Here is an 18,545-nt window from a genome sequence, read left to right as displayed (position 1 = left end):
AATTTAAAGGAAAAAGTCCAGACGGAAATAGATCGGCGCTTCACGGTCCGTGATCGCTTCCGGTCGTTCCAAAGAGTGTGCAAAGGTCACGCTGGCCGCGACGTTCTTGCCGCGCGCAAACAACTCCACCGAGTTGCTGCTCATGCGCCCATGCTGCTCGGCGTTGTAGCGGCCATGGCTGATGACGCCCTGGTCGTAGCCCAGGCTGGTGCCGTATTCAGTGAGCACCGGCTGCATCCAGGCCCAAGTCACCGGCCGACTCCAGCGCAGGTCGTTGCGCCAGTAGCCGCCGCTGTCGCCGGCAAGCATTTGGTCTTTGTAGCCACGAATCGACGACTGCCCGCCGAGGCTCATGCGCTGTGGGCTGAACAACACGTCTTCGCTGTGCTGACCGGTCATCAAACTGCTGAAACTGAGGGACTCACCCCACAGTTTGAATGGATACAGATAGCTCACCGTGGCGGTGTACTTGCGGTAGCGCGCATCCGGCTGCCCAGGCTTTGGATCGTGATTGGCCTGGGCATCGAATGCGCCGATGCCGTTTTGCATGCCAAGGTCAATGTTGAGGAATGAACCGCCGATACGCCGACCATGGTTGATACCCACTTGCGCTTCGCTGAGGCGGTTGCTGCTCAAGGCAAGCTTGCTGTCTTCGATAAAGTTGTTGGTGCGAAGATAGGCGATGCCAGTGTTCAAGGACGTTTTGCTCAAAGCGTCACGATGGATCACCCGTTCCAGGCGCAACTGATGAGTCTGGCTGTCGCCGGTCTGCTTGAACTTGAAATTGTTAGCCTCGGCTCGCGAGCGGTATTCACTGTCGATATAGCTGTACGAAAGGTTCCACCAACCGAAAGGCAGGCTATAACTGAGCATCGAATTGCGCGAGGTTTTCTGGTGATCACTGACGGCATCGTGGCCGCCACGCAGCGAAAGTTGGTCGGCCAGGCCCAACGGATTGTCCCAATCCAGGCTGGCGCCCCACTGCTGCTCACCGGTGCTGCGCTGGCCGCCGTTGTGCCGCGACAGGCCAACACGCCAGGGCTTTTGCGAGGTGTTTTTGACCAGTACATCACTGCCCCCCACGGCCTTGCCCGGCGCCAATTCCATCTGCGCCTGGTTCGACGGCAAGCGGTTCAACTGATCGACCATCTGCTCGATTTCGCGCAGATTGAGCAGTTCGCCCTGCTTGCCGGGGAAGCTCATGGTCAATTGACGGTCAGTGATTCCGCTGCCTTCGGCAGCCTTCAGGCTCTCCAGCTTACCTTCGACCACTTGGATCTTGAGATTGCCGCTGGAAAGGTCTTGCTGCAGCAAATACGCGCGACTGGTGACCAGGCCTTTGGCCAGATAACGGTCGGTGATCACCTTGAGCACTGCGTTGAGTTGCGGCACACCAAGACATTGGCCGAGGTAGGGCTTGATCAGATGAGCTCGCTCACCTTCAGTCAGCGCATCCGCGCCGCCCAGCTCGATGGTTTTGATCGGGAAGCAGCGGGTGTCGACAGGTGTTGCCGAGGTTGCCGGCGCTTCGGCTTTACCCGGCAAGTCTTTGAGCTCCTCAAGGCGCCGTTGCTGCTCTTCGAGCAGGCGGTCCTGGCGGTCACGGATCAGGTCGGTGATGCCGGGGGCGTTCTGCGGCGTGGCCGCTTGCGCCCATCCGGAGGTGCCCAGGCAAAAAAAAGCGGACAGCAGGCTTAACCTGGTCCGACGCGGTAAACGCCACACTGTATAGATCCCTCTATATGGCTTTATGCCATCCAATGTGGCGATGATAAGATGTCATTTTGATGGCGTCAATTAACAGTGCAAACTCGTTCAACCCTTCACGCAGAGCGGCTCAGGCGTGAAAATGAAGAGTTTTTGCCCGTTTGAGTCCGACCGCTAGGCACTGACGCTGCGTGTGGTACCGAGCCATTGCGTCAAACAGCAGGCCATAAAAAACCCCACAGCTTCGGGGAACCTGTGAGGTTTTACCTTCCGTTTCGCAGGTGTCGCATCACACCACGCTGATCATCTCTGCACTCAACTGCGCCGCATTGAACCCCACCAAGGTGACACTGCTGTCCCCCGCCAGAATTACGCTGTCACTGCCATGCTGGGTAGTGGCACCGAGCACGGCATCGGCGCTGGCAAACAGCGACTTGGCGAACACCAGCAGGTCCTGCCCATTCTGGTGAATGTTGAAGTCGCTGATCACGTCGTGGCCAAACCCGCGTTGATCGAAAACAAACAGGTCGCTGCCCACGCCACCGCTGAGTTGGTCATTGCCCAACCCGCCGATCAGGACGTCATTGCCGCTGGCGCCATACAGCGCGTCGTTACCCGTGCCGCCCAGCAGTGTGTCGTTGCCGTCGCCGCCGTGCAGCAGGTCATTGCCAGCGCCACCGTCGAGCCGGTCATTGCCGTTCTGGCCGAATATCAGGTCGCGCGCGGCGGTGCCTTTGAGGGTGTCGGCCAATTGGCTGCCTTCGATGGATTTGGCATACGCCTTATCGGCGCCGAACAGGCCTTCGAAGTCGAGTTTGCCACTGGTCACCGTATAGGCCGGCGTGAGGACCTCGCCAATGCCACCGAAGAGCCCGCCGAACACGGGCACATGGCCGAGGCTATTGGCCAGGCCGGTTTCGAACTCCCCATGCTCTACGCCGTGCAATTCCTTGAGGCCGTATTGGCCGCTGCTGTCGTTCAAAAACAATGTGCCATCGCTGAGTTTCACCGCTTCGTAGGAAGATGCAGTGCCTTTGAGGAAGACTTTGTCGTTGCCTTCACCGCCGACGACAATATCGGTACCGGTACTCACGCGGAAACTGTCGTCACCCTTGAACCCGTCGAGGAAGTCATCGCTGCGCCCGTCCTGCAGCTTGTCCGAACTGTCGGTGCCCAGCAGGAAGGCCGGTGTGCCGTAATGGTTGGAGGTGGCGGTCTGTTTGTCGCTGACCCAGGTAAAGCTGCGGCTGATGGCGTCGAGATTGCTGATGATGATGGTGCTGTCGCGTTCGATGTAATCGTAGAAGGTCGATTGGGCGATACGCTGGATAGGGTTGATGAAAATGCCTTCCAGATGCGCGGCCCAGCCTGACAGGTTGGCAATTGAGAACGGACCATTGGGCCAGGTTGGCAGCGCGTAGATCGTGTCGAACAGCACAATGTTGTCAGTCGTCGAAGTGTAACTGGCGTCACTGCCTTGAAGCGCATCGATAATGGCGCTGCCCACGTTGGTCTCTTGCCCCGTGAGGCGGTGGACCACATCGTTTTCAAAACCGAAGTTGAAGATTCCGTCGCTGTTGCTGGACTTGGGCGACTCCATGCCAAAGTAGTCCGAATCCTTGAAAAAACCGTCTGCCAAAGTGTCCTTGCCGATATACATGCTGTTGGTGACAGAACCACCCTGGCTATAGCCGGTGACCAGAACATCCTTGCCGCTCAGGTTATGGCCGGTGGCGTAATCCTTGATTGAGTTGAGCAGGTAGTCGTAGCCGTTGATATAAGAGTTATCGATCATCGCCGGCCAACCCAGCAGATCAATTGGCGAGTTAGTACCGGCAATGGAAAAACCCATTTTGACTAATTGGCCGCTGTCATCGTATTGACCAAACACCCTGGCCTGGGAGCCGAACACGCCGTCACCGGTAAAACTTCCAGTGATGTCGATGTGGCTGCTATCCACCTGCAGTTCGCTCGCGCCGATTTCACGCCAGCCCTTGGGCAGCGCGAAGGTGTTGCCCTCGCCCAGCACAAGCCCCGGAATATTGTAGAGCGCGCCGACGGTCGCGACACCACTGGTATAAGTGGCGAGGGTCCAGGCATCTGAAATCAGGACGCGGGCATCTTGCCCCTTGTAATCGAATATAGCCATGTCAGTACTCCTTGAGCCCAGCGATCAACACCGAAAGTCAACGGTAATACCTGATGCGTCGGGCTAAACAATATGCATTGAAGTTGTTGTTGTGCATTCTGTTCAGGCTGCTTCGTTGCTTAATATCGAGGTTAACCATTAAGGAAGCTCGTCAACACTAGCCTAGAAGTGCCGCGTTAAAGTGACCGACTATCGGATGATAAGGGTATGTACTTAGGGAGATAGACGACAAAAGCGCCATAAGCGCTGTTTGACGAACACGAGGTGAAGTTCTGTGTTGTTCGTGACTGGCGAGTCAAAGAAAATCAAACCCTTATAGCAAGTTGTGAACTGCAATAAGTGCTCAAGAAGATCAGGTTTCTCTGGAACTCAGGAAGAATAAACCTCAGCACCTTGGCATACAGGCTGCTTGAACCTGGGTAATTGCTGCCGGGCCAGTTGCGCCTGCACGCCCGCGACCGCTTCAAGCACTCGTTGTGCCCAGTGCTCATCCTGCGGGTCGACCACCACCACGCGAAAGCCGTGGTCGTTGCCTTCAAGGCGCACGCCCTCGGAATCATCCACGTGCAAATCAATGTCGAAGGCCGGCGGAAATTTCGAGGGGGTGTTCGACAGCCCATGCACCGTGAGGGCGTGGTTATGCCGCTCGCTATTGACTACGCCGTCGACACGAATGCCGTACAGCATCAGCCAACGCCTGATGTAGGAAGGCGCCCTTCCCGATGAGGTATAGACCCAGATACTGCAACCCTGGCGCCGCAGCTGCCGCGTCAGCGAACGAGTGCCGATACGCAGCGGCTCTCCCCACCAACGATGAGCACAAGCCGGTAGCCAGCTGCTCTCGACGTCAGCGTGGTGGAGCTGGCAAGCCAATGTGTCGTCGATATCAAAGGAGATGCGTACGCGCGGGCGCTTGGCGGCACGCGTGAGAAGCGCCTGCTGGATGGCTTGCACGGCTCGGCTGGCGAGTGTTGGATACCGGCGCATTAATGGCCTCCCTGATAAATAGGCTGTGGTGCGTCGTTCAAGAAAAACGCCTTGGGATCCGGCGCCTGTTCCTCCAGGAAGGCGGCGTACTTTTTCTTGATCTTGGGCAATTCATACAACGCCTTGACCCCATGTTTGGCCGAGTTGCGGATTACCGAGGAAGGATTGAAGTAACCCTCGGCATTTTCCAGCGTCAGCACGAACGGTGGCAACCCGGCCCGCATCAGCAGATAACTGACGATCAGCGAACCACTGCGGTTGTTGCCTTCGATGAACAACTGCGGCTTGCTGAGGATGCGCACATACACACCGGCCGCACGCTTCCACACCGATTCACTGCGATACGCGCAGTACCAATTGAACAAGTCCTTGATACCGCCTTCAACGTTGTTGAAGAAGTGCTCCTCGGTGGCGGCCAGGTGCTGCGCGTATTCCACGCGGCGCGCCGGGTCGCTACCGCAGAGCACCGTGGCGTTGATCTCCAGCATCAGGTCCAGATGATGAAGGTCAAACAGGTCAACGCCCCGTGCGACATAGTCGTCAACCAGCGCATAGCCTTCAAGCACGTTGTGCAGCACTTCGTCGGTCAAGGGGTCGCGCGGCTCGGTAAATTGCGTGCTGAGCTCGGCAAAGCGGCTCTGCACTTTGCGGAGCGCGCGTTCAATCGCTGACAAATCAAGACGATGCGTTGCAGACATTGGCAATCCTGGGCTGACGGTGGCGCACCTGTGGTTTCTATCGAACATGGAGTTACTCAGCTGAACTTGCCACTGATGTAATCCTCGGTCATCTGTTCACGCGGGCTGCCAAAAATCTGCGCGGTCGGGCCCATTTCCACCAGGTAGCCGGTACGCGTGCCCTGGGAAATATCCACCGAGAAAAACGCCGTGGTGTCCGCCACGCGAATGGCCTGCTGCATGTTGTGGGTGACCAGGGCGATGGTGTAATCCTTCTTCAGTTCCACCATCAGCTCCTCTACCCGGCGAGTCGCAATCGGGTCGAGTGCCGAGCACGGCTCATCGAGCAACAGCACTTCCGGCTCGGTGGCGATAGCGCGGGCAATACACAGCCGTTGCTGCTGGCCGCCGGAGAGCGACAGGCCGCTGACCTTGAGCTTGTCCTTGACTTCATCCCACAGCGCAGCGCCTTGCAGGGCGTGCTTGACGCGATCGCCCAAGTCGCCTTTGTAGCGGTTCAGGCGCAGGCCGAAGGCGACGTTGTCGAAGATGCTCATGGAAAACGGGTTCGGCTGCTGGAACACCATGCCGATGTAACGGCGCACCACCACCGGGTCTACACCCTTGCCGTACACGTCCTGCCCCAGGAAGTGCACATGGCCCTCGAAGCGAAAGCCTTTCACCAGGTCGTTCATGCGGTTGAGGCTGCGCAGTACCGTACTTTTGCCGCAGCCGGACGGGCCGATGAACCCGGTGATCTTGTTTTTTTCGATCGGCACATGGCTGTCACGCACTGCCATGAAGTTGCCGTAGAAAATCCTGTCCAGCTTGCAGTCCATGACCACAGGCGATTGGGTAACAAACGGAGCGGCTATTTGCGCAGTTGAGACGTTCAAGATTCAGATGCTCCCGTTCTTAATACTTAGGCTTGCCGAAGATACGGCTCACAATATTCACGACCAGCACGATCATCACCAACACCAATGAAGCCGCCCAGGCGAGCTCCAGCTGGTTGTCGAAGGGCATGCCGGAAAAGTTGTAGATCAGCACGGCAAGGGAGGCTGTGGGGTTCATCACCGCCAGGTCGCCGTCGTGGTAGATCCAGTAGTTGCTGAACAGCGCGGTGAACAACAACGGCGCGGTTTCGCCTGCGGCACGAGCCACAGCAAGCATTACGCCGGTGAGGATCGCCGGCAGGCCGGTCGGCAAGATGATCTTCCAGATCACCTGCGAGCGGGTGCACCCCATGCCGTAGGCAGCGTCCTTCATGATCTTGGGCACCATGCGCATCGACTCTTCAGCCGTCAGCACCACGATGGGCAGCATCAGTACCGCCAGGGCTACGCCGCCTGCCGGTGCCGAGTAGGTGCCGGTGGTCATCACCACCAAGGCATAGGCAAACACGCCGGCCAGGATCGAAGGCAAGCCGGTGAGCATCTTGGCGGCAAAGCGTGCAGCGTTGGCCAATTTGCTGTCCGGCCCCAGTTCGGCCAGGAAGATCGCGGCCATGATGCCGACCGGCACCGCAATCGCCGCAGCGATACCGACCATCACAAAGGTGCCTGCCATGGCGTGGCCGAAACCGCCGCCCGTCTCGAAGCCGGTGGGCGGCAGTTCGGTGAACACCTCCAGGCTCAGGCGTGCGCCGCCACGGGTGATCAGCATGTAGAGCACGGAAATCAGCGGCACACTGGCCAGCAGCGCGCCAAACCATACCAATGTGGTCAACACCAGGCTGCGCAAGGCGCGGCCTTCGAACTTGCGCTGCAAGCTCGGTACAGCGGTGATAGGGGATGTGAGATTCGTCATCATCGGTTACCCCGTTGGGCGTAGAGCATGATCATGGAACCGATGACATTCACCAGCAGCGTGATGAACATCAAGACGAGAGCGGCGTACATCAATACCTCCACCTCGTTGGGCCCGGCTTCGGGGAAGTTCAGCGCCAACAAGGCTGCCAACGTATTGGCCGGCGCGAACAGCGACAGGGAAATGTTGTTGGCGTTGCCCACCAGCATCGCCAGCGCCATGGTTTCGCCCAGCGCACGGCCGAGGCCAAGTACCAGGGAGCCAAAAATACCGGTGGCGGCGGATGGCACCATCACCTTGAGAATCGCCTCCCAATGGGTGGTGCCCATGCCGTAGGCGGCCTGCTTGGTCTTCATCGGCACGCTGGTGAGCGCGTCCTGGGACACGGCGGCAATCGTCGGCAGAATCATGATGGCCAACACCAGCGCCGCCGGCAGCAACCCCGGCCCGCTCAAGGACGTGCCGAAAAACGGGATCCAACCCAGTTCGCTGTTCAACCAGGTGGTCAGTGGCCGAATGGCCGGGATCACCACGTAGATGCCCCACAGGCCGTACACTACGCTGGGGATAGCAGCGAGCAGTTCAACGATGGTGCGAAACACAGCGGCCAGCTTGGCCGGCAGAAAATCCTGAGTCAGGAAAATCGCCATGCTGACACCGAAAAAGCCTGCAATCAGCAGCGCGATGAAAGCGCTGTAGAGCGTGCCCCAAATGGCCGGCAAGATCCCGTACTTGCCCTGATTAACGTCCCAGACGCTGCCAAAAAGCACATCGAACCCGTGCTTTTCCATGCCCGGCAAGGCCTTGCGTCCCACCTCGAATACCAAGGCTGCGACCAACGCCAGAATCAGTACCACCCCGATTCGCGCGAGCCCACGGAAGGTGCGATCAACCAGGAAGTCCTTGGCGGAGGGAGGTTGGCAGGCAGAATCCCGGTTAACCGGTACGACGAAAGGTTTGTTCATTGGCTAATTCCGGAACAGGGGGGAAACGCCCCCGGCGCGGCAAACAGCCCACACCGAGAGCGGCCTCACAGGTGTTACTGAATGTTGGCGGAGGCTTTGCGAACCTGCTCCACCACCGATGGCGGCAGCGGGATGTACCCCATCGAATCGGCGATTTTCTGCCCCTCGGTCAGGCTGTACTCAACCATTTCGCGCATGGCCTTGGCCTTGGCGGGGTTGCCGTTGTCCTTGCGGAAGATCATCCAGGTGTACGAGGTGATCGGGTAGGACTTGGCACCGTCCGGGTCCGGCAACCAGGCCACCAGGCTTTCCGGCATTTTCACAGCGGCCAGGGCCTCGGCGCCGCTTTCGGCGTTCGGCACTACGTACTGGCCGGCCTTGTTCTGCAACTGGGCGAAGTCAACCTTGGCCAGTTTGGCGAAGCCGTATTCGATGTAGCCAATCGCGCCTGGGGTCTGGCGTACGGTGGCAGTCACACCATCGTTCTTGGGCGACTTGATGAATTTGTCGCTGGCCGGCCAGTTGACGGTGTTGCCCTCCCCCAGTGCCGTTTTGAATTCAGGGTTGATGGTCGCCAGGTGTTTGGTGAATACCGCCGTGGTGCCGCTGGAGTCTGCGCGCACCACCACGGTGATCGGCGTGTCGCCAAGCTTCAGGTCCGGGTTGGCGGCGACGATCTGTGGGTCGTTCCACTTGGTGATCTTGCCCAGGAAGATATTGGAGTAAACATCGCGTGGCAGCTTGAGGCCCTTGGGATTGCCCGGCAGGTTATAGGCCAGCACGATTTCACCGGCGGTCATTGGCAGCAGTTGCACGCCCTCGGCGACCTTGGCGATGTCTTCGTCTTTCATGGCCGAGTCACTGGCGGCGAAGTCGACGGTTTTATTCAGGAAGTCCTGCACACCTGCGCCGCTGCCCTTGGACTGGTAATCCACGGTGACGCCAGCGGTCTTCTTGCTGAAATCCTTGAACCAGGTGAGGTAGATCGGTGCAGGGAAGCTGGCGCCAGAGCCGGTGAGGCGCACGTTTTCGGCGGCGAAGGTCATGGAGGAGGCACACAGGGATACCGTAACGGCGAGTGCTGCGGACTTCATCAAGCTTTTCATTAAAAGGAACTCGTTGTGGTGACGGGCTCCCGAACTGTGAAGCAGGGTTGTTACATTTTTATGAAAATTGAATGGCGAGGGGGTGTTTTGTCCCGCTTTGCCGCCACAGCGCTGTATTTTTAGGGCATGGGTTAGTAACAAAATACGACTACAGTGTTGTCATCCCTCTAGCGGTACTGATCTTGCTCCCGTGACGGTCGAAGCTGATCCCATTGATGCTGCGCCATCCAACTGTGGGAGCTGGCTTGCCTGCGATGACGGTCTGACAGCCAACGCCTATTTACCTGACACCCCACCGTTGGATCGCGAGTGTGTCAGGTAAATAGGTGTCGGGCGCAATGCCGCCATCGCAGGCAAGCCAGCTCCCACATTTGGACCTAGGGGTGTCAGGGAAATAGGCGTTCTACCGCTCCCCCCACGGCTAGCGGCCGCCTTCCATCAGGCTTACTTGCCTTCAGTCAAGGCGTTGTAGCTGGTAAACAGGTTGCGGTAGTCCGGAATGTGGTTGGAGAACAACGTCCCCAAGCCCTCGATGTCGTTGCGCCAGTCGCGGTGCAGCTCACAGGCCAGGCCAAACCAGGTCATCAGTTGCGCGCCGTTGGCGGACATGCGGGCCCAGGCGGACTGCTGGGTCAGTTCGTTGAAGGTGCCGGAGGCGTCGGTGACCACAAACACTTCAAAGCCTTCGGCCAGGGCCGACAGCGCCGGGAACGCCACGCACACTTCGGTCACGACGCCGGCAATGATCAATTGCTTCTTGCCGGTGGCCTTGATGGCCTTGACGAAATCTTCGTTGTCCCAGGCATTGATCTGGCCTGGGCGCGCAATGTACGGCGCATCCGGGAACAGGGCCTTGAGCTCGGGCACCAGCGGGCCGTTGGGGCCGGTTTCGAAACTGGTGGTGAGGATGGTCGGCAACTTGAAGTACTTGGCCAGGTCAGCCAGGGCCAGCACGTTGTTCTTGAATTTGTCCGGGTCGATGTCGCGGACCAATGACAGCAAGCCGGCCTGATGGTCGACCAACAGTACCGCGGCGTTGTCTTTGTCCAAACGAACGTAAGGTGTAGACATCTTCATACTCCTGATAAATAGGCAGCGCCCAACATGGGCTCGCCGCAAAAGGCCCCAACGTATTTACTTGCGCTGTGAGTCTAGTACTTCGTGGTTGTTTGCCACTTCCTGAGCCTTGATGTAGCTCTCGATCAGAAGCTGGTAATGCGGCATGGCCTGGGTGTAGACGTTAGCCCACTCCTGAGCATCCGGGCGGTTCCAGGAGCCTTGCAGCTCCGACAGCGTGCCCATGATGTCGATCGGCACCACGCCGGCCTGGGCCAGGCGTGCGACGGTCAGGTCGGTGGCCAGCCTGGAGTGGTTGCCCGAGGCATCGACCACCGCGAACACCTTGTAGCCTTCATGCACCGCCGCAATGGACGGGAACGCCAGGCACACGCTGGTCAGGGTGCCGGCGATCACCAGGGTCTTCTTGCCGGTGGCTTTGACGGCGGCATGGAACTGCGGGTTGTCCCACGCGTTGATTTCGCCACGGCGGGCTACGTACTGGGCGTGCGGCGCGGCTTCGTGGATTTGCGGAATCAACGGGCCGTTGGGACCTTGCGGCACCGAGGCGGTGGTGATGACCGGTATTTTCAGCAGGGTCGCGGCCTTGGCCAGCGCGATGGCATTGGCGCGCAATTGAGGAACATCAATGTCCTTGACGATCTGGAACAGACCACTCTGGTGGTCGATCAGCAACATGGCGGTGTCAGCGGGGTCAATCGTCGGCTTTTGCCCATTGAAGTTTGCAGCGTTACCTGATGCAGTCATTTGCATGTCCTCTTGCTTGGCGATACCTCCCTGGCGTGTGCGCCGGAACTGCGCCCGGCCGTGCCTGTACTTCCTGTACAGATACGCTTGGGCAACGACCTGGACGTGTGTCAGCAGGCCCACCCAAAAAAACAGTGGGACCACCTTAAGCATCGCGCTCAGGGTTAGGTAGTGGCTGAAACGGGCCGCTCCATCTCAAAAATGGAACAATGCAGCCGCACGGTGGCAAGCTCATTTGGACGTGCCAGTCGTTACAATGCGATCATCGGCTCCACCCCGTGGATTTCAGGCACTTGCGCCAATCATGACCGTTCACTTATTTCCAGGCAGGTGCCTTCATGGATATCAAACAACTTAAATTCCTGATCGCGCTGGAGCAGACGCGCCATTTCGGCCAGGCCGCTGCCCGCTGCAACATCACCCAGCCCACCCTGTCGATGCGCCTGCGCAACCTGGAGGAAGAACTGGGGCTGGAGCTGGTGACCCGCGGTCAACGTTTCGAAGGCTTTACTCAGGCCGGCGAACGCGTGTTGGCCTGGGCCAGGACCCTGCTCGCCGCCCATGACGGCCTGTTCGCCGAAGCCGCTGCGTGTCGCGGCCAGTTGGTCGGTAACCTGCGCCTGGGCCTGGTGCCCTTGAGCGGCTTCAATCCGATCAGCTTCATCCAGGGCTTGTCCCACAGCTTCCCGGAACTCAAGTTCAGCCTCACCTCCATGAGTTCGGACAAAATCATCGAAGCGCTGGGCACCAATCAACTGGACTTGGGCGTGTGCTACCTGGACCACGTGAGCCCCAACTACCTGGAATTTTTCGAACTGGGCGAAACCCGTGTCGGCCTGCTGTACGACACTCGCCACTTCCACTTCGAAGGCACGCAGATGAGCTGGGAAGAAGCCGCCGAACTGCCCCTGGGGATGATCAGCAATGGCATGCACTACCGAAAATCCATCGACTTGAGTTTCCGCAGTCGCGGTCTCGATCCCCAGCCGATTCTGGAAAGCGACTCCACCTATCAACTGTTCCAGGCCATCCACGAAGGCTTCTGTTGCGCAATCATGCCGTTGGACAGCGGCCTGGAAAACCCCATCGAAAACCTGGCATTTATCCACCTGCCAGACGCCAGTGTCCTTGCGCCCCTGGGCATGGTGATGCGCAAGACCGAACCGCGCTCGGTCATCGCAGAGAAGTGTTTTGCCGAGGCCAGGCAGTTGTTTGCACCCAATACCCAGGCTTAGCCGGCCTGCGTTTGCAGCGCGCACAAAAAAGGCGCTCCGTAGAGCGCCTTTTTACCGCCGATTGTTTTACTGCAAGCTGACCTGACGCAGCTCGGGTTTGGTCTCACCACCAATCATGATGCGTTTTGGCTTGGCCTCTTCAGGCACTTCACGCAGCAGGTCGATGTTGAGCAAACCGTTGGTCAGGGATGCGCCACGTACTTCGATATGGTCCGCCAAGCGGAACGACAACCGGAACGCACGTTGGGCAATGCCCTGGTGCAGGTAAGCGACCTTATCGTCGGTTTCGCGTTTTCCGCCGGAAACCGTCAATACACCCCTCTCGACCTGGATATCCAGATCCTCCTCGGTCAGACCAGCCACGGCGATCACGATGCGGTACGCGTCGTCACCGTGCTTTTCCACGTTGTGAGGTGGATAGGAATTCGGAGCCTCGCTGCGCAGCGCCGACTCGAACAGGTCATTGAAGCGATCAAAGCCCACCGATTGACGGAACAGTGGGGCCAACGACAGGGTAGTAGCCATTTTAAAATCTCCTGAGTTTCTCCAAGTGATTTAGTACGCAACCCGGATTCGGCATCGCGTGATCCAAAATTTATGGACGCGCAAAAGGAATTCAAGAGGGCTGGAAAAAATTTTTCTTGTGCAAGGGGCGATCACCGAAGCCCAAGTGTTATGACGTGTGCTCTAATCAAAATGCCAGGCGTGCTTTACCCCGTGAGCGTCTGAGACAGCCCTTGAGGTACAAAAAAATGAAAATGACATTCCCGGCCCTGGCATTGGGCATTCTGATCTCCCAAGGGGCCCTGGCCGCTGGAGATGGTACAGCCGCGCTGGGAGGCGGTGTCGGCGGTGTGTTGGGCAACGTGGTAGGCCAGCAGCTTGGTGGCTCGACCGGTGCGGCCATCGGCGCCGGCGTGGGGGGCGCCGCCGGGAGTGCGGTGGGGGCGCAAAAGGGCAACAAGACCGAAGCGGCGATTGGCGGCGGTTTGGGCTCGGCAGGCGGTTCGCTGATTGGCAATCGCCTGGGCGGCACCACCGGCTCGACCATCGGCGCCGGCGTGGGGGGCGCAGCCGGTGGTGCGCTGGGTAATAACCTGGCCGATGACGAGAGCGGCCATCGTTCAGGCGGTGCCAAGCACAAAGGCAACAAGCATAAGCACAAGAACAAGCACCACTGATCGCGTGGCACGGCTTGCCATGTAGGAGCGAGCTTGCTCGCTCCTACGCCGGGCCAATATCCCTTTACATCGGCGTGCTGCTCACCACCCGCAACGCCAACCCTTCATACGCGTCCAGCGTGATCGTGAACGCACCCTCCTCTGTCAAATCGCCTTCCACCCGCTCATTGATGATATCCACCACCGGCCCCGGTGCGATGTTGGGCAGGTGCAGGGTTTCGGTGATCGGCGTGGCGCCAAAGTTCAGCGCAGTGATTTGAGTGCCCTTACCCGCCGGCAGTTCGTGGACCATGATCAGCAAGCCGGGATGCTCGACGTCCGGCACCAGGATCTGGCGGCTGGCGGCGATGTCGTAGGCGCGGCGTACGGCGAGGATTTTTTGCAGTTGGGAGGCAAAGGAGTCCGGGTCCTGCAGCTGGCTGTTCAGACTGCCATACAGGCTTTTTGAGCGCGGCATTTGCCCCGCCGACAGTTCGGCGTCGGGGTTCAGGTCTACCAGATCATAAGCGCCACGATGGATCCAGCGGGTGTCGCCATCGGCCATCAAATGCGCCACCTCTTCGGCCGCCAACGGCAGCGCGCCCACCAGGTCCCAGCCGGACAAGGCAAACACCCCAGGTTGCATGGCGTTGTACATCACCAGTAGCAAGTGGATCTGGCGAACCTGCTGTATATCCGCCGAAGTGATCGCCTCCAGGTCACGGATACCCAGGGCTGCGGTGATGATGCTGGCGGTGGTGCAGGACACGCCGTTGGTGACGAATTTGAGGTTATACGGCGCATGTTCGCCGGTGAGGCGTTCATACATCTGCTCGCGGATATGCTCGCGCAGGATGTTGCCGGGGAAGGTCTGGCCCTGGAACAGGAAGCTGTCATGGGCGTGCAGCGTCCAGAAATGCACCAGCTCCAGGGTCAGTTCATCATGGTTCTGCAGCGCGTGAATCAGCGAGCCGGGGTCGATGCCGAGGCTGTGCATCTGGCGCAGCATCAGGCGCAGGAATTCGGTATCGCCCATCAGCAATGCATGCTGGTAGGCCGGCCGGGTGATGAAGTCATAAGACAGGTCAGCGCCGCCGTGGGACATCGACGCGATGTCGTCCACGGTGAGGTTGAGTTCCTGAAAACTGAACCCGCCCGCCTTGCGAATGGCGCCGCCGAGTAACTGATTGCCGGTGATCGACAGCGGATGGCTTTCGGACCAGGCCGTGCCATCGAGCTTGCGCTCCACGCCGAGAAAGCCGTTGGCATCCAGGCGCAGGATTTTCGCGCCCATCACATCAATGGCGTGCAGCGCATCACCGATGATCATCTGCTGCGCAGCAAACGAAGGGTCGAGCCAGTTGAGCGACGGCTGGCCTTCCTTGAAGTAATGCAGGTACACCCAGCGCCGCGGCTTGCCATCCACGCCGAGCACCACCGGGGTGGCGCTCCAGTCGGTTTCTTTGACGCCGGGCTCGAAGAAAATCACCCGCTGCAATTGGCCGACGATGTAGTGCTTGTCACGCAGTGCGTCTACCTGGGAGGGGCTGAGGTTGTGTGCATCGCGCCCGGCGGCCACGTCGGGCAGCAACGGCCAGTCTTCCTCGCGGATTTCGACCATGTGGTACAGGCCGGGATAGTCCTCATAGGCCATTTCAGCCAGGCGAAAGTCCGCGCCCTTGCCGGTGTGCGACGGGATCACATCGTCGATGATCACCGCATTGTGCGCGGCAGCCATGCGCGTCAAGGCCTGCAATTGTGCCTCGGTGCCCAGTTGCGGGTCGATGTCGAAGCTGATGCGGTCGAAATTGCCGTCGATGGTCGGGGTGTGCTCGGTGCCAGACAAACCACCGGACTTCTTCAGCGGGCCGTTGTGAATGCCCTGGATGCCGATCTTCGACAGGGTATGCCACAGGGTTTCGTCCCCCAGCGCCTCAAGCACGGTGCCGCCTTCGCGGGTGACAATCGACGCGGGGTAGGCAGTGAACCACACCGACGACAAGGCCGAAGCGTCACGCGGCCGGGTCTGTGCATAAGGCTGCTGCCACAGGCGGCCTTGCCCCGAATAAAGCTTGGCCCGCTGCCGCGCTGCGTGGAGCATGGAATGTTGCACCAGCCAGTTCACATGGTCGTTGTTCGCCGCGGTCATAAGCTCGGTACCTGTCGTGGTGAAAAGGGTCGGTGTAAGCATATGAGGGGCGTGCGCGGCATTCGTTGCATCGACTTGGCTTCATCCAAATGTGGGAGGGGGCTTGCCCCCGATGGCGGTGGATCAGATAAAAATAGCCTGACTGACACACTGCTATCGGGGGCAAGCCCCCTCCCACATTAGATTTTCATCTGGCCTGCCGCCTTGCGTCGCTTGCCGGTACTGCCTCGGGGTGAACCCGGTTGAAGATTTGAACTGCCGGGTAAACGCGCTGTGATCGGTGTAGCCGCATTGCAGCGCCACCTCGGTAATTGGCAGCTCGGTATGCAACAACCGCCGGGCATGCTCAAGCCGGACTTTCTGGATCATTTGCCGAGGCGTGAGGTGAAACACGCGTTTGCAGTAGCGCTCCAGTTGCGCCACGGAAATCCCGGCGATGCGAGTCAATTCACCCAGGGTGACGCGGCGGTTGAAGTGGCTGCGGATGTGTTCGTCCACCGCCGCCAGGCGCTGATAGGCCGGGTGGGTTTCGCTGGCAGACTGCAAGTCCACCGAAATTCCGGCCAGGCCGATGATCGCGCCGAGTTGGTTGTACAGCGGCCACTTGTGGGTCAGGCACCAGCCGGGTTCGCGGGTGCCGTAGAGGTGCAATTCGAGTTGATCTTCCAACACCAGGCCCTGCCTCAGCACACGACGGTCCTGTTCGGTATAGCCGGGGCCCAATTGTGCGGGGAACACTTCGGCGCTGGTCTTGCCCAGCAGCGGTTGCAGGTGCTTGAGGCCGCAGCGTTGCACCAGGGTGCGGTTGGCGAGCACGTAGCGGGCGTCGATGTCCTTGATGAAAATCGCGGCATTGGGCAGTACATCGAGCATCGGCAGCAACTGCTCTACCCCGCTCAATAGCTGCTCGATGTTGTGGGGTCGGCTGCCCTGGAAAAGGCTCGCGAACGCGCTCTGCAGCATGACTTTATCTGCCCTTTTATTCGTCGACAGCCAGCAGATTGCGCCATGGAACGAGCGCTGTCGAGCGCGGCAAATTGTGCTGAATTCGTCATCCATCGCCGCATAAAACATCAATCGTCAGCCGGGCATGTGGGTTCAGGATAGCGCCACTGCATGCCTATCCAATAACTCACAAGAAGGCGCCGCTATGTCAGGCCAAGGCAAGTTCAAGAAACAGCTGTCACTGATGGACCTCACCTTTATCGGGTTGGGGGCCATCTTTGGTTCGGGTTGGTTGTTCGCCGCCAGCCACGTGTCTGCCATCGCAGGCCCGGCGGGAATTTTTTCCTGGTTGCTCGGTGGTTTCGCCGTGCTGCTGCTGGGCATTGTCTACTGCGAACTCGGTGCCGCCCTGCCCCGCGCCGGTGGCGTGGTGCGCTACCCGGTGTATTCCCACGGTCCGCTGCTCGGGTACCTGATGGGTTTTATCACGCTGATCGCGTTTTCCAGCCTGGTAGCAATTGAAGTGGTCGCCTCGCGCCAATACGCCGCAGCCTGGTTTCCGCAGCTGACCAAGGCAGGTTCCAGCGACCCCACTACCCTGGGCTGGCTGGTGCAATTTGCCCTGCTGTGCCTGTTCTTTGTGCTCAACTACCGCAGCGTGAAGACCTTTGCGATCGCCAATAACCTGGTGAGCGTGTTCAAGTTCATCGTGCCGTTACTGGTGATCGGCGTGCTGTTCACCTTCTTCAAGCCGGCGAATTTCCAGGTGCATGGCTTCGCGCCGTTCGGCTTATCAGGTATCGAGATGGCCGTGTCGGCAGGCGGGGTGATCTTTGCCTACCTGGGCCTGACGCCGATCATTTCGGTGGCCAGCGAAGTGAAAAACCCACAGCGCACCATCCCCATCGCCCTGATCCTCTCGGTACTGTTGTCTACGGCCATCTATGTGCTGCTGCAAACCGCGTTCCTCGGCGGCGTGCCTACCGACATGCTCGCCAATGGCTGGGCCGGCATCAGCAAGGAACTGGCCCTGCCCTATCGCGATATCGCCCTGGCGCTGGGCGTGGGCTGGCTGGCCTACCTGGTGGTGGCCGATGCGGTGATCTCTCCCAGCGGCTGCGGCAATATCTACATGAACGCCACCCCGCGCGTGGTGTATGGCTGGGCGCAGACTGGCACCTTCTTCAAGATATTCACGCGCATCGATGAAAAGTCCGGCATCCCGCGCCCGGCGCTGTGGCTGACCTTTGGCCTGTCGGTGTTCTGGACCTTGCCGTTCCCGTCCTGGGAAGCGCTGATTAACGTGGTGTCTGCCGCCCTGATCCTCAGTTATGCCGTGGCCCCGGTGACAGTCGCCGCCCTGCGCCGCAATGCACCCGACATGGCGCGCCCGTTTCGGGTCAAGGGCATGGCGGTGCTGGGCCCGCTGTCATTTATCATCGCGGCGTTGATCGTCTACTGGTCGGGCTGGAGCACGGTGTCGTGGCTGTTGGGCCTGCAAATCCTGATGTTTGTGGTGTACCTGCTGTGCGCGCGCTGGGTGCCGACCGTGCACCTGAACCTCAAGCAACAAGTACGCTCCTCGGCCTGGCTGATCGGCTTCTACGCCGTGACCATCCTGCTCTCCAAGCTCGGCAGTTTTGGCGGTATTGGTGTGATCAGCCACCCGTTTGACACCCTGGTGGTGGCGGCCTGCGCCCTGGGCATTTACTACTGGGGCGCCGCCACCGGCGTACCCGCCCACTTGGTACGCCTGGAGCAGGAAGAGGACGAAAGCGAAGCCGTCAGCGACGCGCACTACAGCGCCCCACTGTCCCCGACTACCCACTGAT

General features: G+C 59.4%; 16 protein-coding genes. 3 read left to right on the top strand and 13 right to left on the bottom strand.

What is annotated here, in order from left to right:
- Positions 1 to 3 precede the first annotated feature (3 nt).
- The 10 genes from BOP96_RS08215 to BOP96_RS08170 all read right to left on the bottom strand — a co-directional run bounded on the left by BOP96_RS08215 (position 4) and on the right by BOP96_RS08170 (position 11,224).
- Complete coding sequence (locus BOP96_RS08215) at positions 4 to 1,725, bottom strand: ShlB/FhaC/HecB family hemolysin secretion/activation protein (protein WP_083609834.1); 1,722 nt, start codon at positions 1,723 to 1,725, stop codon at positions 4 to 6.
- Between the two features lie 271 nt (positions 1,726 to 1,996).
- Positions 1,997 to 3,856, bottom strand: a complete 1,860-nt coding sequence (locus tag BOP96_RS08210; protein ID WP_073452405.1) for a calcium-binding protein — start codon at positions 3,854 to 3,856, stop codon at positions 1,997 to 1,999.
- A 369-nt stretch (positions 3,857 to 4,225) separates the two neighbouring features.
- On the bottom strand, positions 4,226 to 4,843 hold the full coding sequence (locus BOP96_RS08205; RefSeq protein WP_020302730.1) for a hypothetical protein: 618 nt from the start codon (positions 4,841 to 4,843) through the stop codon (positions 4,226 to 4,228).
- Entirely contained in the window at positions 4,843 to 5,541 is a 699-nt protein-coding gene (locus BOP96_RS08200; protein ID WP_019817111.1) for a hypothetical protein, read from the bottom strand. The genes BOP96_RS08205 and BOP96_RS08200 overlap by 1 nt, the downstream gene beginning before the upstream one ends.
- 56 nt (positions 5,542 to 5,597) lie before the next feature.
- On the bottom strand, positions 5,598 to 6,359 hold the full coding sequence (pstB, locus tag BOP96_RS08195; protein ID WP_019817112.1) for a phosphate ABC transporter ATP-binding protein PstB: 762 nt from the start codon (positions 6,357 to 6,359) through the stop codon (positions 5,598 to 5,600).
- A 76-nt stretch (positions 6,360 to 6,435) separates the two neighbouring features.
- Positions 6,436 to 7,329: a phosphate ABC transporter permease PstA gene (pstA, locus tag BOP96_RS08190; RefSeq protein WP_073452403.1), complete on the bottom strand. Its 894-nt coding sequence runs from the start codon at positions 7,327 to 7,329 to the stop codon at positions 6,436 to 6,438.
- Positions 7,329 to 8,294, bottom strand: coding sequence for a phosphate ABC transporter permease subunit PstC (pstC, locus tag BOP96_RS08185; RefSeq protein WP_003191517.1), 966 nt, complete (start codon positions 8,292 to 8,294; stop codon positions 7,329 to 7,331). The genes pstA and pstC overlap by 1 nt, the downstream gene beginning before the upstream one ends.
- Before the next feature lie 74 nt (positions 8,295 to 8,368).
- A complete protein-coding gene (pstS, locus tag BOP96_RS08180) occupies positions 8,369 to 9,400 on the bottom strand; it encodes a phosphate ABC transporter substrate-binding protein PstS (RefSeq protein WP_020302728.1) in 1,032 nt (343 codons plus the stop codon).
- 444 nt (positions 9,401 to 9,844) lie between these two features.
- Positions 9,845 to 10,471, bottom strand: a complete 627-nt coding sequence (ycaC, locus tag BOP96_RS08175) for an isochorismate family cysteine hydrolase YcaC (protein WP_003191542.1) — start codon at positions 10,469 to 10,471, stop codon at positions 9,845 to 9,847.
- A gap of 63 nt (positions 10,472 to 10,534) precedes the next feature.
- A complete protein-coding gene (locus BOP96_RS08170) occupies positions 10,535 to 11,224 on the bottom strand; it encodes an isochorismatase family protein (RefSeq protein ID WP_032902445.1) in 690 nt (229 codons plus the stop codon).
- 338 nt (positions 11,225 to 11,562) lie between these two features.
- Here BOP96_RS08170 and BOP96_RS08165 point away from each other — a divergent pair, with 338 nt between their 5' ends.
- Entirely contained in the window at positions 11,563 to 12,459 is an 897-nt protein-coding gene (locus BOP96_RS08165) for a LysR family transcriptional regulator (RefSeq protein WP_014718572.1), read from the top strand.
- Positions 12,460 to 12,525: 66 nt separating this feature from the next.
- Here the strand turns inward: BOP96_RS08165 and BOP96_RS08160 are convergent, their stop codons facing one another.
- Positions 12,526 to 12,984 carry an Hsp20 family protein gene (locus BOP96_RS08160; RefSeq protein ID WP_014718573.1) on the bottom strand — a complete coding sequence of 153 codons (459 nt, stop codon included), beginning with the start codon at positions 12,982 to 12,984 and terminating at the stop codon, positions 12,526 to 12,528.
- A 227-nt stretch (positions 12,985 to 13,211) separates the two neighbouring features.
- Between BOP96_RS08160 and BOP96_RS08155 the strand changes: the two genes are divergently transcribed.
- Positions 13,212 to 13,640 (top strand): glycine zipper domain-containing protein, encoded by a 429-nt coding sequence (locus tag BOP96_RS08155; RefSeq protein ID WP_014718574.1) that lies wholly within the window; start codon positions 13,212 to 13,214, stop codon positions 13,638 to 13,640.
- Between the two features lie 64 nt (positions 13,641 to 13,704).
- Here BOP96_RS08155 and treS read toward each other — a convergent pair whose 3' ends face one another.
- Positions 13,705 to 15,768, bottom strand: a complete 2,064-nt coding sequence (gene treS / locus BOP96_RS08150) for a maltose alpha-D-glucosyltransferase (RefSeq protein ID WP_014718575.1) — start codon at positions 15,766 to 15,768, stop codon at positions 13,705 to 13,707.
- 153 nt (positions 15,769 to 15,921) lie between these two features.
- Positions 15,922 to 16,731, bottom strand: a complete 810-nt coding sequence (locus BOP96_RS08145; protein WP_069868523.1) for an AraC family transcriptional regulator — start codon at positions 16,729 to 16,731, stop codon at positions 15,922 to 15,924.
- Between the two features lie 187 nt (positions 16,732 to 16,918).
- Here BOP96_RS08145 and BOP96_RS08140 point away from each other — a divergent pair, with 187 nt between their 5' ends.
- Entirely contained in the window at positions 16,919 to 18,544 is a 1,626-nt protein-coding gene (locus tag BOP96_RS08140; protein WP_060767736.1) for an APC family permease, read from the top strand.
- The last annotated feature ends 1 nt before the right edge of the window (position 18,545 follow it).

Origin of the sequence: Pseudomonas sp. FSL W5-0203 (assembly GCF_001896155.1) — a bacterium.
Classification (GTDB): domain Bacteria; phylum Pseudomonadota; class Gammaproteobacteria; order Pseudomonadales; family Pseudomonadaceae; genus Aquipseudomonas; species Aquipseudomonas paracarnis.
Note: the sequence above shows the minus strand (reverse complement) of the source record. Positions and strands in the feature narration are given on the sequence as shown.

Coding starts and splice junctions, on each gene's coding strand:
- BOP96_RS08210 (WP_073452405.1), bottom strand. CDS start 3,856: ATGGCTATATTCGATTACAAGGGGCAAGATGCCCGCGTCCTGATTTCA.
- BOP96_RS08205 (WP_020302730.1), bottom strand. CDS start 4,843: ATGCGCCGGTATCCAACACTCGCCAGCCGAGCCGTGCAAGCCATCCAG.
- BOP96_RS08200 (WP_019817111.1), bottom strand. CDS start 5,541: ATGTCTGCAACGCATCGTCTTGATTTGTCAGCGATTGAACGCGCGCTC.
- pstB (WP_019817112.1), bottom strand. CDS start 6,359: ATGGACTGCAAGCTGGACAGGATTTTCTACGGCAACTTCATGGCAGTG.
- pstA (WP_073452403.1), bottom strand. CDS start 7,329: ATGACGAATCTCACATCCCCTATCACCGCTGTACCGAGCTTGCAGCGC.
- pstC (WP_003191517.1), bottom strand. CDS start 8,294: ATGAACAAACCTTTCGTCGTACCGGTTAACCGGGATTCTGCCTGCCAA.
- pstS (WP_020302728.1), bottom strand. CDS start 9,400: ATGAAAAGCTTGATGAAGTCCGCAGCACTCGCCGTTACGGTATCCCTG.
- ycaC (WP_003191542.1), bottom strand. CDS start 10,471: ATGTCTACACCTTACGTTCGTTTGGACAAAGACAACGCCGCGGTACTG.
- BOP96_RS08170 (WP_032902445.1), bottom strand. CDS start 11,224: ATGACTGCATCAGGTAACGCTGCAAACTTCAATGGGCAAAAGCCGACG.
- BOP96_RS08165 (WP_014718572.1), top strand. CDS start 11,563: ATGGATATCAAACAACTTAAATTCCTGATCGCGCTGGAGCAGACGCGC.
- BOP96_RS08160 (WP_014718573.1), bottom strand. CDS start 12,984: ATGGCTACTACCCTGTCGTTGGCCCCACTGTTCCGTCAATCGGTGGGC.
- BOP96_RS08155 (WP_014718574.1), top strand. CDS start 13,212: ATGAAAATGACATTCCCGGCCCTGGCATTGGGCATTCTGATCTCCCAA.
- treS (WP_014718575.1), bottom strand. CDS start 15,768: ATGACCGCGGCGAACAACGACCATGTGAACTGGCTGGTGCAACATTCC.
- BOP96_RS08145 (WP_069868523.1), bottom strand. CDS start 16,731: ATGCTGCAGAGCGCGTTCGCGAGCCTTTTCCAGGGCAGCCGACCCCAC.
- BOP96_RS08140 (WP_060767736.1), top strand. CDS start 16,919: ATGTCAGGCCAAGGCAAGTTCAAGAAACAGCTGTCACTGATGGACCTC.